Raw genomic sequence first — 16,910 nt, 5'->3', positions numbered from 1 at the left:
TATGCCTCGCCGCAACGATCTCAGGAAAATATTGCTCATTGGCTCCGGCCCCATTGTGATTGGCCAGGCCTGTGAATTTGATTATTCAGGCACCCAGGCCTGTAAAGCGCTCAGGGAAGAAGGCTATGAGGTGGTGCTGATCAACTCCAACCCGGCCACCATCATGACAGACCCGGATACAGCGGACAAAACCTACATTGAGCCGCTCACGCCGGAAATGGTGGAAAAAGTCATTGAAAAAGAGAGGCCCGATGCGCTGCTGCCCACCATGGGCGGTCAAACAGCCCTTAATATCGCCGTGGCCCTAGCTGAGTCTGGCGTCCTGGAAAAGCACCAGGTGGAATTAATCGGGGCCAAGCTCCCAGCTATCCAAATGGCCGAAGACCGCAGGCTGTTCCGCGATGCCATGGATCGCATTGGCCTCAATAGCTGTCCCTCTGGGTTGGCCACCTCACTCGATGAAGCCCGATCAATTGCCAAGGAGATTGGTTCCTACCCATTGATTATTCGCCCTGCCTTTACCCTGGGCGGCACAGGGGGCGGAATTGCCTATAACCAGGAAGAATTTGAGCTCATTGCCCAGTCTGGTCTCGATGCCAGCCCGGTCACCCAAATTCTGGTCGAAAAATCCCTCATTGGCTGGAAGGAATACGAGCTAGAGGTGATGCGGGATCTGGCCGATAATGTGGTGATTATCTGCTCGATTGAAAATATTGACCCCATGGGGGTTCATACCGGAGACTCCATCACCGTCGCTCCGGCCCAAACCCTCACAGATAAAGAGTATCAGCGTCTTCGAGACGCCTCGATTAAGATTATTCGAGAAATTGGCGTTGAAACGGGCGGATCGAATATTCAGTTTGCGGTGGACCCCAAAACTGGGGACGTGGTGGTGATTGAGATGAATCCGCGGGTCTCGCGATCCTCGGCCCTGGCCTCTAAGGCCACGGGATTTCCAATCGCTAAGTTTGCCGCTAAACTCGCCGTGGGCTACACCCTGGACGAAATTCCCAACGACATTACGCAAAAAACCCCCGCCAGCTTTGAACCCACCATTGACTATGTGGTGACGAAAATTCCCCGGTTTGCCTTTGAAAAATTCCCTGGAGCCCAGCCGGTTCTGACCACACAGATGAAATCGGTGGGAGAGGCAATGGCCATTGGCCGCACCTTCCAGGAATCCTTTCAAAAGGCGCTGCGATCGCTGGAAACCGGGCGCTTCGGCTGGGGCTGCGATGGCGATGAGGATCTGCCCAGCCATGAGCAGATTCGAGCAGGGCTGCTCACGCCTAACCCCGACCGCATCTTTACCCTGCGCCACGCCATGCAGTCCGGGATGGGCATTGAAGAGATTTATAAAGTTACGGGCATTGATCCCTGGTTTTTGCGTCAACTCGCAGATTTACTGCAGACCGAAACCTTTTTACGCAGCCAAAGCCTGGAGAGCCTAGATGCCGACACCCTCTGGCAAATTAAGCAAAAAGGCTTTAGCGATCGCCAAATTGCCTATGCCACTCATACCCAGGAGGAGCAGGTGCGTCAGTATCGCAAATCGCTCCAGGTGGTGCCCGCCTACAAAACCGTGGACACCTGCGCTGCAGAGTTTGAGGCCCTTACCCCCTACTACTATTCCACCTACGAACACGACTCCGAGGTGCTGCCCTCCGATGGCCGCAAGGTGATGATTTTAGGATCAGGGCCGAACCGGATTGGCCAGGGCATTGAGTTTGACTACTGCTGCTGCCATGCCTCCTACGCCCTCCAGGACGACGGGTTTGAAACCATCATGGTCAACTCCAACCCGGAAACGGTTTCCACCGACTACGACACCAGCGATCGCCTCTACTTTGAGCCCCTCACCCGTGAGGATGTTTTAAACATTATCGAAGCGGAAAATCCAGAGGGAATCATTATCCAGTTTGGAGGGCAAACGCCGTTAAAGTTAGCCGTGCCACTCCAGGAATATCTGCAAACGCAGGAACAGCAGGGAGTCCTTCACCTCCCTAAAATTTGGGGGACTTCCCCCGACTCCATTGACATTGCCGAAGATCGGGAGCGATTTGAAGCTATCCTGCGCAAGTTAAATATTGCCCAGCCTCCCAATGGCATCGCCCGCAGCTACGAAGAGGCGCTCCGCATTGCCCAGCGCATCCAATACCCGGTGGTGGTTCGCCCCAGCTACGTCCTGGGGGGACGAGCCATGGAAATTGTCTATTCCGATGCGGAGCTAGAGCGCTACATGACCTATGCGGTTCAGGTGGAGCCAGATCATCCCATCTTGATTGATAAGTTCTTGGAAAATGCTATTGAGGTGGACGTAGATGCCATCGCGGACCATACCCAACGGGTGGTGATTGGCGGAATTATGGAGCACATCGAACAGGCCGGAATTCACTCTGGAGACTCTGCTTGTTCCATTCCCACCTTTTCCTTAAGCGAAGCGACCCTGAACACCATCCGAACCTGGTCGACCCAACTCGCCCAAGAACTCAGCGTCATTGGCCTGATGAATCTACAATTCGCGGTCCAGGGCCATCAAGTGTACATTTTAGAAGCCAACCCTCGCGCCTCCCGCACCGTTCCCTTTGTCTCAAAGGCGGTGGGACTGCCCTTAGCCCAAATTGCGGCCCGCCTCATGTCTGGGAAAACCCTGACCGACCTAGGGATTACCAGCGAGCAGATTCCCAACCACGTTGCGGTTAAGGAAGCGGTGTTACCCTTCAGTAAATTCGCAGGCACCGATGTCATCCTCGGGCCTGAAATGCGGTCCACCGGAGAAGCCATGGGCATTGATCAAAACTTTGGCCATGCCTTTGCCAAATCTCAGCTATCCGCCCATCAGGATCTTCCCCTCCAGGGCACAATTTTTGTATCCCTGAACGACCGGGATAAGCAAGCCGTGGTCCCGATTGTGCGGGAGTTCATGGATTTAGGCTTTAAAGTGATTGCCACGGAAGGCACCCGCAACGTCCTGCAGGCGGAAGGGGTAGAGGTAGACCTTGTGTTTAAGCTCCACGAAGGGCGCCCCCATGTTCTGGATTGGATAAAAAATGAGCAGGTCCACTTTATTATTAATACGCCTTCCGGCAGCGAAGCCCAGGCCGATGGTCGTTTAATTCGCCGCTCTGCGCTGGATTATAAAGTCCCCATGGTGACCACCCTGGCAGGGGCTAAGGCCACTATCGCCGCCATTCGTGCCCTACAGTCAGACCCAATGGGGGTGCAATCGGTGCAAGAGTACCATGCGGCCATGTCTGCCTAAGCGTCCCAGGCCATCGTCCCAGGCCATCGTCCCTCCAGAGTGCCTCCAGAGTGCCTCCCTTGGAGCCTCAGATCCTCCCGGACCTCTAGGCCACCAAGGTGCCAGTGCTATAAATTCCAGGCTGCACCGGAGCGTCAATATAGCTATCGGCATGGACAATGGTGCCAGCGGGCAAAATAGCATTGGGGCCAAGGGTAACGCGATGGCCCAAATAGCAGGGGCTACTCACCGAGGCCCCTGCATCGATCACGGTGGAGTCTGCCAGCCAGATGCCCGGACTTTTCTCTCCCATGGAGGCTGGCATCTGATAGGGCATTGCCCCCGTTAGCATATCCAGCTGCCCCTGCAAATATTTCGCGGGAGTGCCCAGATCCAGCCAGTATCCCTCCCAGATAAAGCCCATCATCTTTTTGCCCTGATTCAGAATGTCCGGAAACACCTGGCGCTCGAAGCTGAGCGGCTGGTTCATCTCATACTGGGCAAAGATCTGCGGATTTAAAACGTAGGTCCCTGCATTCACCGTATCAATGGCCAGCTGGGCCGCCTCCTGCGCCGTCGGCTTCTCTCGGAAGGCTAAGACTGGGCCGATGTGCGCTGCCCCCAAGGCCTGGAGCTCCACCAGCCCAAAAGCCGTGGGATCCTCAACCCGCGCCAAGGTTAAGGTCGCATCGGCTTGGGAGTCTTGGTGGGCCTTGATCAGCGCGGCCAAATCCAAATCGGTCAAGATATCGGCGTTAAACACCAATAGCGGATCCCCCGTGAAATAGGGTTCTGCCAACTTCATCGATCCAGCGGTATCTAAGGGATCTGTTTCGACGACATAGCGTATGTTTACGCCAAATTGATGACCATCCCCAAAATAGTCCCGGATTTGGTCCGCTTGGTAGTGAATATTAATCAAAATATCCGTAATGCCAACATTGCGACAGCGCTCTACCATCCAATCTAAAAAAGGGCGCTCCAAAAGGGGCAACATAGGCTTAGGTCGACGATAGGTGAGAGGGCGCAAACGGGTACCCTTTCCTCCAGCAATAATGACAGCTTGCATAGCAGTTCCGTGAATGAGACTTTGGGCGATCAAGTTGAGAGAGTAATGTTTCCCATTATGCCTAGCCCCGGTTCATACTTCTGGATATTTCCAGCCTTTCTCTGGCCAGCTGTCGCGGAATGGGAAAGGCAATTGTGTAGAATCATAGCGTTGTCTCAATCGACGGCGAGACAAGCGGGTGGGTAGGGTAAGGTAACGGAAATTGTAGGGTCTAGCCCTCTGGAACTGTTATTCAAGTTCAGCGTCTACGGGCTGTGGGAGTCAGTGTGGTCAAGGGAAGCGACAAATCTACGGGTCAATCAAAACGGCCTAAGTCAAATCGGGGGAATCGAGTGCGTCGTCCATCTCACGCGGCCACGCCGCAGCGAAAACCAATGGCTAGGTCCCAGCGCGATCGCCAACCGAATGCTCAGCCCCAGTGGGGACGTTGGCTCATGTGGGGATTCACCTTCACCTCAGTGATCACGCTCTCCGCAGCCCTGGGCGCTTCGCTGGCCCTGATCACCCCCTTCCGGGCCGGTCAAGCCCAGGGAGATGGGCAACCATTCTCCATTACCGACCTGTTCAAAGAGGGGTTGCAGTACGGCATTGCCAGGCCTGTCAATATCCTCGTCATGGGCGTTGACCTCAATCCCGATGCCGAACCTGGTTCCCCAGAAATCTTTAAAAGCCGGAGCGACACCATGCTCCTGGTGCGCCTTGACCCCGGCACCCACAAGGTCAATATCCTTTCCATTCCCCGCGATACGCGGGTGGAGATTCCAGAGGTGGGCTTGACTAAAATCAATCACGCCAACTGGTACGGGGGCCCAGAACTAGCCTCTCAGGTGGTCAGCAATACCCTGAACGATGTTCAGATTGACCGCTATGTTCGCATCAGCACCGGAGCCTTTCGAGAACTGGTGGACGCCCTCGGTGGGGTTGAAGTTTTAGTCCCTCAACGGATGTTTTATGAAGACAAAACCCAGGGACTTTATATTGATCTCGAACCGGGCCTACAAGAACTCAACGGCCGACAGGCCGAGGGATTTTCACGCTTCCGTAACGATCAAGCAGGAGATATCGGCCGGGCTCAGCGCCAACAGATTCTGCTCAAGGCACTACAGAAAAAACTCAGCAATCCGCTAATGCTGACCAAGATTCCACATATTTTAGGAATCTTGCAAAAATATATTGACTCCGATCTGAGCATGGGCGAGATGCTGGCCCTGGTGCAATTCAGCTTGCAGCTCAAGTCGGAGCAGTTGCAAATGACCTTGCTTCCAGGACGATTCAGCGGTCCAGAGGAATTTGATGCCAGCTACTGGATTATGGACTACGCCGGAATGGACCGAGTGATGCAAGCTCAGTTCGAGGTTGACCCACCCCAGGGCTACGAATCGGCCACCAACGACGATCCGGAACAAGACTACTGGTTACGCATTGATATTCAAAACGCCACTCCAGACCCAGAGGCAGCTTACTACATGGCCAGCTACGTTCAAAACCTGGGATACACCAACGTCCATGTTGACGAAGACTGGCCAACCCCCATTAAAAAAACCCAGGTTATTCCCCAGTGGGGCAATGTCCCCGCCGGACGCCGACTCCAGGAAACCCTGGCCAAAAGCGAACTGGTGGTTGACTCCACCGGTGCCCTTCAATCAGACCTCACCATTCGGCTAGGCACGGACTGGTTGGAATCGCGCGAAGCTAGAGAGTTTATTCAGCCCAGGGAGAACCGATCCGATCGGGATTATTCAGACGAGTCTCAAGAATATGGCGATCCCCCGGACTGGAACAGCTCCCCAAATGACTACAACGACAACCGGTTTTAAGTTGTTTTAGCGGTAGACATCAAGATCAAAACGCTCTATACTTGTCGGTCGATATTCCTGGCCAATTCATCCCAGGTGCCATTGGCTCTTGGCGTGAGGTCAGAATGCACAAGGGTATGCAAGTCGTCACGAATTTCGCCACAGGGAGGGAACTATTCCAGAACAGCTCAACCTGACCGTCAGTCTCCGAGGTACTCGCGATGTCAGGGAAAACTATCAGCTATTTCGGTTAACGGGACTGCTAGATGCCTTTTCTGAACCCGTCTTTCGGAAGGTCATGACCAAATGTCTGGATGAAAGTCCGCATCATGTCATCCTAGACATGTCCAAAATTGATTTTTTAGATAGCTCTGGCCTCGGCGTTTTGGTCCAATTGGCCAAAAAGGCACAAAATGCAAAAGGATCTTTGCAGATTGTCTCCAATCCCCGCGTGACGCAGACAGTTAAGCTGGTCAGGCTAGAGTCTTTTTTATCGTTACAGCCGAATGTTGACGCTGCCATTCAAAATATTGGCGCCAACGCCTAAGTCTGCGCATCGTGATGCAGTTCGAGTCCGCCGATCTGTTTTCCCCAGCACGATCGATGCGAGAGGTGCAGGCGCTATCTCCTGCTTCCCTTGCCTACCTGGGTGATGCGGTATTTGAGTTATTGGCCCGGTCCCATTTTGCCTTTCCCCCTCAAAGGATTCAGACCTACCATCAACAGGTGGTTGCGCAGGTTAAGGCAGAATCCCAGGCAGAGTTTGTGCAAATCCTGTTGCCCTACCTCACGGAGTCTGAACTCACGATTTATCGTCGGGGCCGCAACGCAGCCTTTGGAAAGCCCAAGAGGCTTTCCCTGAGTATTTATCAACAGGCCAGCGGCTTTGAAGCCCTGCTTGGCTATCTCTTTTTAACGGATCAAGCGCGACTTCAAGAGTTGCTCACGCAGATCCCTCCAGCGCTAGGTTCGTGAAGGATTTACCTCTCTGCAGGGGATCGTCTCTCCTAGCTCAGGAGCGGATCAATTTACCGTCTTGCGAGGTTATGGGAATGAAACCCAAAAAGCAGAGAGCGTCCTCTCGAAAGGGACCGTCGAGTCGATCCGATCCGCGGACACGATCCCCCGATCGCCCGATCCGGCAAACATCAAGCCAGAAGCGGCCGCCTCGGGTCTCTACTCCTCAGCAGGAGGGGTCTCCAAGGCCCGACGAGGATCTGGGGCAGAATCGAGAAGATTTAATCTTTGGCCGCCACACGGTGATCGCAGCCCTTAAAAATCAGCGTCCCCTGAATCGGGTTTGGATCACCCCAAGCCTGCGCCAAAATTCTGAACTCATGGCTCTGCTCTCAGACTATCGGGCTAGGGGAGTCATTATTGATGATGTGAGTTCTACTCGGCTCAATCAGCTCACCCACTACGGAAATCATCAAGGGATCGTTGCCCAGGTAGGAGCCTGTGCCTATCTCGACCTTCAAGGGCTAATGACCGCAGCGATGCAGCAGAAACGTGATCCCATTTTGGTGGCAGTGGATGGGATCACCGACCCCCATAATCTGGGGGCAATTATTCGTAGCACAGAGGCCCTAGGGGCGCAGGGATTGGTTCTTCCCCAACGGCGATCGGCAAGCGTGGGCGCCACCGTCGCAAAAGTGGCGGCGGGGGCCTTGGAGCGCCTGCCCATTGCCCGGGTGATCAATTTAAACCAGGCACTGGACACCTTAAAAGAGTCTGGATATTGGGTCTATGGACTGACCCTGGACGCGACTGACTCCATTCAGGCGCTTCCTCTGACCGGGGCAGTGGTGTTGGTGATTGGCTCTGAAGGCAAGGGGCTAAGCCGAGTCACGCAAAAACACTGTGATGGAGTGGGGACTATTCCCCTCCTGGGACTGACCCAAAGTCTCAATGCCTCTGTGGCCGCAGGCATTGCCCTCTACGAAATGGTCCGCCAAAGAACCCAGAAGGGGATCCAATAAGGGTATTGTTCGCCACGATTTATCTGGGGAGGTTAAGCTAAGGTCAAGTAAAATCACCCTTTGGTCGGCTGGAAGAAAACCCATTATCGCTGCTATGGTGATGACACAAGGCCTCGATGATTCACTCCTAGACACTTGATCTTCGATGACTAGTCTTGATTTAGGGACCGACTTTCGACAGTCAACGTACGGCTTTCTATCTTAATTTTTAGGAATGAATAATAAAGGACTCAACGTGGTGAAAACAAGATCCACATCAGGATTAAAAGTACAAGTTGCCGACATTTATAATCGTTTGGGATTAGCCTGGTGGGTTGAGGTTCGGACCCATTCACCTCGATGTCTGTACTATTTTGGACCGTTTTTGACCTCTGGAGAAGCGGAATCTGCTCTACCCGGCTATGTCCAAGATCTTGAGCTTGAGCAAGCCGAGGGAATTGAAGCGTTAGTTCGGCGCTGTAAGCCAACTCAAGTAACTGTTTCAGAGGATTAATCAAAAGGAATCAAAATGCTGCGATAGCCATTGATGGATGGCGGCATTGATTTCCTCGGGATATTCCCAGGGAAAAAGATGGGCGCAGTGGGGATAGCAAATCCAGGTACTCCGAGGCAGCTCACAGGCGGTTCGATAGCTAGATCGGGCGGTAATGTGGCGATCGCCCTCGCCAGCCAGCACCAGAACGGGGCAAGGAATGGACGCAAGCTGAGCTTCGCGGTTATAGCCTTGCCGCAGGGCCTCCTGGAGCGATCGGTGTGCAAATTTTGAGGTGCGGAAGAAGGCGGGCCAAGCATCGCGGGCCAGGTAGCGGTAGGTTTGAGGCCGGTGGGTCTGAACCAAATACCGATAGAGCGATCGCTGCCCAAACTGGCGGATATTCCACGGCCAGCCTGGTTTCCAACGATTCAGCAGGGAGGCGATCGCTGTGAGGACATTATCTTGCCAGGTAATGGGCGGGTGGCTGCTGCGGGGATCGGCGGCCGAGGCAATTAGGATCATCCCCTTCACCCGCTGGGGCTGAGCAAGGGCTAGCTCCAGGCTCAAAATTCCGCCCAGGGACCACCCCAGCACCACGCATTCATCAATCTGGCGATCGCGCAGCAACTGATCTAGATCCAGCAAATGCTGCGACATCGGAAAAGGTCGCCGCACTTGAGACTGGCCGTAACCACGCAGGTCGGGAGTGAGGGTGGGCCAGGACTGGGCCAGGGACTGGGTAAACACCTGCATGCAGGCCTTGGATCCGGGATGGCCATGGAGACAGAGGAGAGGAATTCTGGAACTGTCCCAGGGCCCCGCCAAGCTGTAGTCAAGGTTGATCGCCACGGCATCGCTCTAGGGGGAATGTCTTTGATTTTAGAGACTCTTTTTTCAGCGCGGGCGTCACAAAACGTTAAGATGCACACATGATTGTGTGATTCGCTCTGACTCTTCCAACGATGCCAACCCAAGCTGCCGTCCTCGATGCCCTCAAGCCCGTTCAAGATCCTGAACTCCAGAAGAGTTTGGTGGATCTCAATATGATTCGGAACGTCAGTGTTCATCAGGGCCAGGTAAAGTTCACCCTCGTCCTCACCACCCCCGCTTGTCCCCTGCGCGAGTTTATCGTAGAGGAGTGCAAAGCCGCCGTGCAGACTTTGCCAGAGGTCACCTCCGTTGAGGTGGAGGTCACCGCAGAAACTCCTCAGCAAAAGAGCCTGCCCGATCGCACCTCCATCCCTGGAGTTAAAAACATCATCGCAGTTTCCAGTGGCAAAGGAGGCGTTGGCAAGAGCACCGTCTCCGTCAACATTGCCGTGGCGCTGGCCCAGAGCGGGGCCGCCGTGGGCATGATTGATGCCGATATTTACGGCCCCAATGTGCCCACCATGCTAGATCTCGAAGATGCGGTGATTGAAGTTCAAAAACACCCCACGGGAGATATCCTGCAGCCAGCCGAAAACTACGGCATTAAACTGGTGTCCATGGGATTTTTAATTGATCGCGATCAGCCCGTGATCTGGCGAGGTCCAATGCTAAATGGAATTATTCGCCAGTTTCTCTATCAGGTGAACTGGGGAAACCTAGACTATTTAATTATTGATCTGCCCCCCGGAACCGGCGATGCCCAGCTCACACTGGCTCAGGCTGTTCCCATGGCCGGGGTTGTAATTGTCAGCACGCCCCAAAATGTGGCAATCCTGGATGCCCGCAAGGGGCTGAAAATGTTCCAGCAGCTGGGGGTTTCCGTGCTGGGCGTCGTGGAAAATATGAGCTATTTTATTCCTCCTGACCTGCCCGAGAGGCAATACGATATCTTTGGGTCCGGCGGCGGAGCCGCACTCACCCAGGAGTTGGGCCTACCACTGCTAGGACGCGTTCCCTTAGAGATGTCTGTCCGTCAAGGTGGAGACGCGGGTCAACCCATCCTTCTTTCGCAGCCAGATTCTGCCTCGGCCCAAGCACTGCGCGACATAGCCCAGGCCGTTGCCGGAAAAGTTTCGGTGGCAGCCCTGACCGCTTAAATGCTCCTGATTGGGGCATCCTTAAGATATCTGCCTCTGGTGGAAAACACCCATTGAACAGCGCTTGGATCAGGCGCTGCCCTTCCCTCACCCATTTTTATTGTCACTGGGGTCACCATGCTGCGGCGATCGCCCTTTAAATTTCAGCAGTGGAAAGCCTGGATCCAGCCCTGGCAAGGCATGGATAAAATTTTGTTTGGCGTCGTGGTAACCCTCACCCTCCTGGGGGGATTACTCATTCGCAGCACCCAACTGCGGGGCGGCTGGACCGATTGGGTCCAGCACTGGGTGACAGGGCTAGTGGGCATTGGTATCGCCTTGCTGCTGGCGCGATTTCGCTACCATTTGATTCTGCGCTGGCACTGGATTCTCTATCTGCTCACAAATCTGTCTCTGTTACTGGTGGTCTTCATCGGCACCAGTGAATTAGGCGCCCAGCGCTGGATTTCTGTGGGCGGATTTAACCTGCAGCCCTCGGAATTTGCCAAAGTAGGGGCCATTATCTCCCTCGCCGCGCTGCTGCAGCACTGGCGAGCCGACAAGCTAGTTTCTATCTTTCGCACCCTGGCCATTATTGCCCTTCCCTGGGGCTTGGTCCTCATTCAGCCCGACCTGGGCACCTCCCTGGTGTTTGGGGCTGTGAGCATTGGCATGCTGTACTGGGCCAGGGCCAAACTCGGCTGGATATTTTTGGCCCTCAGCCCCCTGATTTCCGTAATTTTATCGAATATTCCAATTCAGGAGCCCCTGAAATATCAGATTTATGGTGGGTGGGCCTTTTTTCTGGCCTCCGTAGCAGCCTTCAGCTTTAAGCACAAAATCTTTGCAGCCATCAGCGCCGTAAGTCTCAACGGACTGGCTGGTTTTCTCGGCCAGAAGGCCTGGGGGTTGCTCAAGGACTATCAGCAGGAGCGCATTATTTTATTTATTGAGCCGGAAAAAGACCCCCTCGGGGGTGGATATCACCTGATCCAGTCTCGCATTGCCATCGGGTCAGGAGGACTCTTCGGCCAGGGGTTAAATAACGGACACCAAACCAAGCTGCAATTTATTCCAGAGCAGCACACCGACTTTATTTTTTCAGCCATTGGTGAGCAGCTAGGCTATGTGGGTAGTGTGGCGATTCTGGTCGCATTTTGGGTGATTTGCTGGCGACTGGTGATGATTGCCCGCACCTCCAAGGACGACTTTGGATCGTTACTTTGCATCGGCATTTTATCCATGGTGATTTTTCAGGTATTTGTGAATATCAGCATGACCATTGGGTTAGCCCCGGTCACCGGGATTCCCCTACCCTGGATCAGCTATGGCCGATCGGCGCTGTTAACCAACTTCATTGCCTTGGGACTCGCCGAGTCCGTGGCCAACCATCGACAGGTGAAACGATTTTAGCGTCTGTGGCATGACCTCTGGAGTTTCGGCAGTGCCCACAGGTTACCGCCGTTGAAAATAAACGCGGTTCTCCTTGGCAAGAGCTGGTACAATCATTACGCTTTGACGCCTGCGCCTGCCTGTATGGTCGATTACCTTGTTTCATCCATTGCGATTTTGACCGCCAGTTTTGCGCTCTTTGCCTTAGGCCTTAACCTGCAATGGGGATTCACCGGACTGGTCAACTTTGGTCATGTGGCCTTCATGACAGTGGGAGCCTACACCACGGTGCTGCTCAGTCGGGCCGGAGTCCCGCTGATCTTGGCGGTTGGGGCGGGCATGATTCTGGCTGCGATCTTGGGCTTTATCATTGGCCTATCGACCCTGAGACTCCGAGAAGACTACCTGGCCATTGTCACCATTGGGGTTTCGGAGGTCGTGCGCCTCATTGCCCTCAACGAAGAAGACATTACCAACGGAACCAAGGGGGTTTACAACTATCCCCTCCCCCTGGAAAGTTTTGACCCCAACCTGTGGATCAGGTACGGTATGGCCCTCGTGCTCCTTGGGATTGCCGGATTTTCCACCTGGCTACTCTGGCGCTGGATGGTGGATCAGGCCCAAAACACCCTGGAGACTCAACCGGTGCGATCGCGGCTGCGGATCAGTTCCGGGTTTGGCAGCTGGCTGATCATGGTGGGATCCACCACCTTTTTTTTCTGGTTGGGGGTCACGGTCAATCTCGTCTTCCTGCTGCTCAGTCTGGTAACCATCAGTGGCGGAAGTGCTTGTGTCTTCAGTCAGTTTCGAGATCCCCAAAGAGCATTTCAACGATCCACTTGGGGACAGTTTGTGACCCGCGCCAGCGTCACAGCCCTTGTGGGGTTGGTGGGGATGGTGATCCTGGCCGGGGTGGTTTCGCTCATATTTAACTACAGCTACAAGGTGGGATTAATGTGGCTGCTGGTGATCACGGTTGCCTTTGTCTTCTGGCGCTTAGAAGAACTCGTCCATTCGCCCTGGGGCCGAGTCTTAAAGGCGGTGCGAGAGGATGAAGCCGTGGTCAAAGCCCTCGGGAAGGACGTATTTCGCTACAAAATGCAATCTTTCATGCTGGGGGGCGCGATCGCGGGATTAGCCGGGGCGTTTTTTGCTTGGAATCTCACCTACATCAATCCCGACAATTTTATCCCGTTGGTCACCTTTAACGCCTGGATCATGGTGGTCCTGGGAGGATCGGGCAGCAACGTTGGTACGCTGTTGGGGGCCACAATTTTTTGGGCCTACGACTCCTTAACGCGCTTTCTCCTACCCGCCCTCTCCTTAAACAGCGACCAAGCCGGTGCCTTTCGGGTGATGGTGATTGGCCTGCTGCTGATTGTTTTGATGATCTGGCGACCCCAGGGCATCCTTGGCAAGAAGGAGGAATTAACCCTTGGTCGCTAACGCTGTTTCCAGCACGGCACTCCTATCGGCCCAGCATTTGAGTAAGTCCTTTGGAGGCTTACGGGCCGTTCAAGATGTCCACCTGAATGTTCAGACCGGTCAGATTGTGGGCTTAATTGGCCCAAACGGAGCGGGCAAAACCACCCTGTTTAACCTGCTGTGCAACTTCATCCAGCCCGATAGCGGCCAGGTTATCTTTGATCGGCAACGCATTGAAACCCTTGCGCCCCACCAAATCTCGCAGCGCGGCATGGTGCGGACCTTTCAGGTGGCTCGGGTCCTCTCGCGGCTCTCGGTTTTAGAAAATATGCTGCTGGCCGTACAACAGCAGACCGGCGAACGGCTGCGCAATGTTTGGCTGCGCCCCAGACACCCCAAGATTGTGAAAGAGGAGCAGCTTCAGCGAGCCCGAGCCCTGGATTTGCTCGAAACCGTGGGGTTAGGACATATGGCTCACGCCTATGCTGGATCTCTCTCAGGGGGGCAGCGCAAGCTCCTGGAGATGGCACGGGCACTGATGGCCAATCCAAAGCTGATTCTGCTGGATGAGCCAGCAGCCGGGGTGAATCCCAAACTCATTGAGGATATTTGCGATCACATTGTTCGCTGGAACCAGGAAGGCATTACCTTCTTAATTATTGAGCACAATATGGATGTGATTATGTCCCTGTGCCACCAGGTGTGGGTGCTGGCCGAGGGGCAAAATCTCACCACTGGCACACCGGAGGAGGTGCAAGCCGATGCCAAAGTCTTGGAAGCCTATTTAGGTCAAACGCCATGAGTGATGTGCTGCTCTCGGTTCAGGATCTATCGGTAGCCTATCCTCTAGGATCAGAGTCTGAGGCCTCCCCCACCTGGGCGATTGAGGGACTCAGCCTGACCGTGGGCCGAGGAGAGTGCGTGGGGCTGGTGGGGGAGTCGGGCTGCGGCAAATCCACCCTGGGCCGGACGCTGATGCATCTGCTGCCCAAGGGAAGCCGGGTCGAGGGCCGCTGCACCCTAAACCAGCGCGATATTCGCCACCTTTCTGGAAGCGCGTTAACCCAGTTCCGGGGCGAGGAAATTGCCTACATTTTCCAAGACCCCATGACGCGGCTCAATCCGCTGATGACCATTAAACAGCACTGCCTTGAAACCTTAAAGGTTCATCAGCCAGCCCTATCCCACGGCGCCGCGCAAAAAAAGGTGCTCGACACCCTCAAGGCCGTCAATATCCCCGGCGATCGCTGGACCCAATACCCCCACGAATTTAGCGGCGGCATGCGCCAGCGGGTGGCGATCGCCTTGGCCCTTCTCCTGGGTCCCAAGCTGATGATTGCCGACGAACCCACCACCAGCCTGGATGTTACTGTTTCCGCTCAAATCCTGCAGGAACTGACCCGCCTGTGTCGAGATCGGGAGATGGGGCTCCTGCTGATCTCCCACGACCTGGCCTTGGTGAGTGAATATTGCGATCGCGTTGCGGTCATGTACCAGGGTCAAATGGTGGAGTTGGGGAAAGCGGACCAAATTTTGACCCGGCCCCAGCATCCCTATACCCAGTCGCTGCTGCAGTCGGCCCTGCATTTACAAACGGAAACCGCCGAAGCCTTTGATCCCAGCCATCCTCCAGGGGAGGAAAACATCCTGTTGCGGCTGACCCAACTCGAGCAATATTACGTACAGGAGGCCAATCTCCTGGCTCGACTATTCGCTGGAAAAGACAGCATTATCCGGCCAGTGGACAAAATTGATCTCACCCTGCGCAATGGCGAAACCCTGGGGCTGGTGGGCGAGTCCGGCTGTGGGAAAAGTACCTTGTCTCGTACTATCCTCCAGCTCGCACGCCCCAAGTCAGGCAGCGTGCAGTTTAAGGGCGTTGAACTGACCGATCTGCGCGGCCAGAGGCTGCGGGAGATGCGCCGTCAAATTCAGATGATTTTTCAAGATCCTCGCGCCTGCTTGAACCCGATGATGAAAATCGGCACCAGCATTGCCGAACCCTTGCTGATCCATCGCCTCCAATCCTGGGATCAGGCGATCATAGAGGCCAAAAAGCTGATGGAGCGGGTGGGGCTCACCCCCGCGGAGGACTACGTGCATCGTCTCCCCTCCGATCTATCCGGGGGACAGCTTCAGCGCGTTGCCATCGCGCGGGCGCTCATTACCCAGCCCCAGCTGATTATCTGTGATGAGCCCGTGAGTATGCTGGATGCCAGTATTCAATCCCAGGTCCTGGATTTGATGCAGTCCCTGAAGGTAGAACGGCAGCTCACCTATATCTTTATCACCCACGATCTCTGGGTCGCCAGATTTTTCTGCGATCGCATTGCCGTCATGCATCAGGGCAAAATCGTTGAAATTGGACCCACAGCAGAAATCTTTAAAACTCCCCAACATCCCTATACCCAGAGTCTGATCCAGGCAGCCCCCCTCCTGGCGCGACTGAGCTAGGGGAAAATCAAAGCAGAACAGGACAAGGGGAGGGGCCGTTACCCGCTAATCTAAGTGGCCCTGCCCCTCAAATGGGGCGAGATTTTGATTAACCCTTTTCAGACCCGGAAGAGGCCCGCGATGAGCGATCTGGATGACTGAGCCACCTCCAGGGTTGATCGCGAGGCGTATTGTCTTCTAAGACTTTGACCACATCTGCCATAGAGCCATCGGTGCCCACCCACCCCTGGGCAATATCAGGGAAATCCAGCTGACAGTTCTCGCACTTCTTACCGTCGTAAAAACGAATAGGGCACCAAAATGACTCCACATTGCGCAGCATTTCAGCTCCCAGGGAATACACCCCCGTCATCCAGTCGCAGTAAAGGCACCAAATCAAATCATGGCCAACCAGCCCCTCAAATTTTTGGCGGCTCACGCTCACCCACTCTCGATGATCGTAGCGGCGGAAGTCGAGCAAGACCACCAAACAAGGATAAAGCAGAAGTTCTGCAAACCGGATTAAAAAGAACACCGGAAGCACCACCGAGGTCACCCACAGGGCTAAGTTATTGCGCCACCAGCCATACCGCTGATTAAGAAACCCCACAATACGTGGACCTTGAGCAGCCGGTCGATGGATCAGCTCATGGATCACAATCCAGGCTTGCATGGTGACCACCTGGGCGGCTACGGTCGCCAGTAAGCCAACCCAGCCAACCCCCATGCCACTCACCACCCAAGGAATCCAGATTAAACAGGCCAGGAGTGCATCCAGGCCCGGAGCATAGGTACAAAACTGCAAGATTGTTTTACCCGCAGCCCCCAACCGAGGCAAAAGAGTTAAGCCGGTCACCAACAGTCCGGAAAACATTAAGGCCGTTGCAAAGGTGAGGGAGAAAGTTATCATAGCGGTCCGCCCGTTTTCAACCGTGCCCCAAGGCAGCCATTTTCCAAAGTCTCCAGGTCAGCACCGCTGAAGCCTGAGACCCCAAACAGGACATTGACGAGTCCCAGGGCACACTGCTAGTAGTAGACCACAGGGATCGAGGCGGGAACAGTAATTGACAACAATTGCAATGTAAGCGCCCCTT

14 protein-coding genes are annotated in these 16,910 nt (G+C 54.6%); 11 read left to right on the top strand and 3 right to left on the bottom strand.

The window, feature by feature from the left end:
• Nucleotide 1 precedes the first annotated feature (1 nt).
• Nucleotides 2-3,262, top strand: coding sequence for a carbamoyl-phosphate synthase large subunit (gene carB, locus QQ91_RS19495; protein ID WP_166277626.1), 3,261 nt, complete (start codon nucleotides 2-4; stop codon nucleotides 3,260-3,262).
• 85 nt (nucleotides 3,263-3,347) lie between these two features.
• Here carB and QQ91_RS19490 read toward each other — a convergent pair whose 3' ends face one another.
• Nucleotides 3,348-4,310, bottom strand: a complete 963-nt coding sequence (locus QQ91_RS19490) for a nucleotidyltransferase family protein (protein WP_166277623.1) — start codon at nucleotides 4,308-4,310, stop codon at nucleotides 3,348-3,350.
• 374 nt (nucleotides 4,311-4,684) lie between these two features.
• On the opposite strand from QQ91_RS19490, the gene QQ91_RS19485 reads away from it, so the two are divergent.
• The 5 genes from QQ91_RS19485 (at nucleotide 4,685) to QQ91_RS19465 (ending at nucleotide 8,578) form a co-directional block, all read left to right on the top strand.
• Entirely contained in the window at nucleotides 4,685-6,127 is a 1,443-nt protein-coding gene (locus tag QQ91_RS19485; RefSeq protein WP_201277206.1) for an LCP family protein, read from the top strand.
• 154 nt (nucleotides 6,128-6,281) lie between these two features.
• On the top strand, nucleotides 6,282-6,653 hold the full coding sequence (locus tag QQ91_RS19480; RefSeq protein WP_166277808.1) for an STAS domain-containing protein: 372 nt from the start codon (nucleotides 6,282-6,284) through the stop codon (nucleotides 6,651-6,653).
• Nucleotides 6,654-6,667: 14 nt separating this feature from the next.
• Nucleotides 6,668-7,081 carry a Mini-ribonuclease 3 gene (locus QQ91_RS19475; protein ID WP_166277620.1) on the top strand — a complete coding sequence of 138 codons (414 nt, stop codon included), beginning with the start codon at nucleotides 6,668-6,670 and terminating at the stop codon, nucleotides 7,079-7,081.
• Nucleotides 7,082-7,158: 77 nt separating this feature from the next.
• Complete coding sequence (gene rlmB, locus QQ91_RS19470) at nucleotides 7,159-8,085, top strand: 23S rRNA (guanosine(2251)-2'-O)-methyltransferase RlmB (protein ID WP_236095981.1); 927 nt, start codon at nucleotides 7,159-7,161, stop codon at nucleotides 8,083-8,085.
• Between the two features lie 214 nt (nucleotides 8,086-8,299).
• Nucleotides 8,300-8,578: a DUF1816 domain-containing protein gene (locus QQ91_RS19465; protein ID WP_166277615.1), complete on the top strand. Its 279-nt coding sequence runs from the start codon at nucleotides 8,300-8,302 to the stop codon at nucleotides 8,576-8,578.
• Here QQ91_RS19465 and QQ91_RS19460 read toward each other — a convergent pair whose 3' ends face one another.
• Nucleotides 8,579-9,409, bottom strand: coding sequence for an alpha/beta fold hydrolase (locus QQ91_RS19460; protein WP_250833412.1), 831 nt, complete (start codon nucleotides 9,407-9,409; stop codon nucleotides 8,579-8,581). It lies immediately after the preceding gene.
• Between the two features lie 113 nt (nucleotides 9,410-9,522).
• Here QQ91_RS19460 and QQ91_RS19455 point away from each other — a divergent pair, with 113 nt between their 5' ends.
• From QQ91_RS19455 to QQ91_RS19435, 5 genes are all read left to right on the top strand, one after another.
• A complete protein-coding gene (locus tag QQ91_RS19455) occupies nucleotides 9,523-10,587 on the top strand; it encodes an Mrp/NBP35 family ATP-binding protein (protein WP_166277612.1) in 1,065 nt (354 codons plus the stop codon).
• A gap of 117 nt (nucleotides 10,588-10,704) precedes the next feature.
• On the top strand, nucleotides 10,705-11,979 hold the full coding sequence (gene rodA, locus QQ91_RS19450) for a rod shape-determining protein RodA (RefSeq protein WP_166277609.1): 1,275 nt from the start codon (nucleotides 10,705-10,707) through the stop codon (nucleotides 11,977-11,979).
• A gap of 123 nt (nucleotides 11,980-12,102) precedes the next feature.
• Nucleotides 12,103-13,404 carry a branched-chain amino acid ABC transporter permease gene (locus tag QQ91_RS19445; RefSeq protein ID WP_166277606.1) on the top strand — a complete coding sequence of 434 codons (1,302 nt, stop codon included), beginning with the start codon at nucleotides 12,103-12,105 and terminating at the stop codon, nucleotides 13,402-13,404.
• The gene (locus tag QQ91_RS19440) at nucleotides 13,394-14,185 is read left to right on the top strand and encodes an ABC transporter ATP-binding protein (protein WP_166277603.1); all 792 of its coding nucleotides are present in this window, start codon (nucleotides 13,394-13,396) and stop codon (nucleotides 14,183-14,185) included. Before QQ91_RS19445 ends, QQ91_RS19440 begins: the two co-directional genes overlap by 11 nt.
• Nucleotides 14,182-15,837, top strand: coding sequence for a dipeptide ABC transporter ATP-binding protein (locus QQ91_RS19435; protein ID WP_166277600.1), 1,656 nt, complete (start codon nucleotides 14,182-14,184; stop codon nucleotides 15,835-15,837). Before QQ91_RS19440 ends, QQ91_RS19435 begins: the two co-directional genes overlap by 4 nt.
• Nucleotides 15,838-15,925: 88 nt before the next feature.
• On the opposite strand, the gene QQ91_RS19430 is transcribed toward QQ91_RS19435, so the two are convergent.
• Nucleotides 15,926-16,726 carry a hypothetical protein gene (locus tag QQ91_RS19430; protein WP_166277597.1) on the bottom strand — a complete coding sequence of 267 codons (801 nt, stop codon included), beginning with the start codon at nucleotides 16,724-16,726 and terminating at the stop codon, nucleotides 15,926-15,928.
• Nucleotides 16,727-16,910 lie beyond the last annotated feature (184 nt).

The sequence above is a fragment of the Lyngbya confervoides BDU141951 genome (assembly GCF_000817775.3).
GTDB lineage: Bacteria > Cyanobacteriota > Cyanobacteriia > Thermosynechococcales > Thermosynechococcaceae > Lyngbya > Lyngbya confervoides.
The sequence above is the reverse complement of the archived record's forward strand: the minus strand, read 5'-3'. Positions and strand labels throughout refer to the sequence as shown.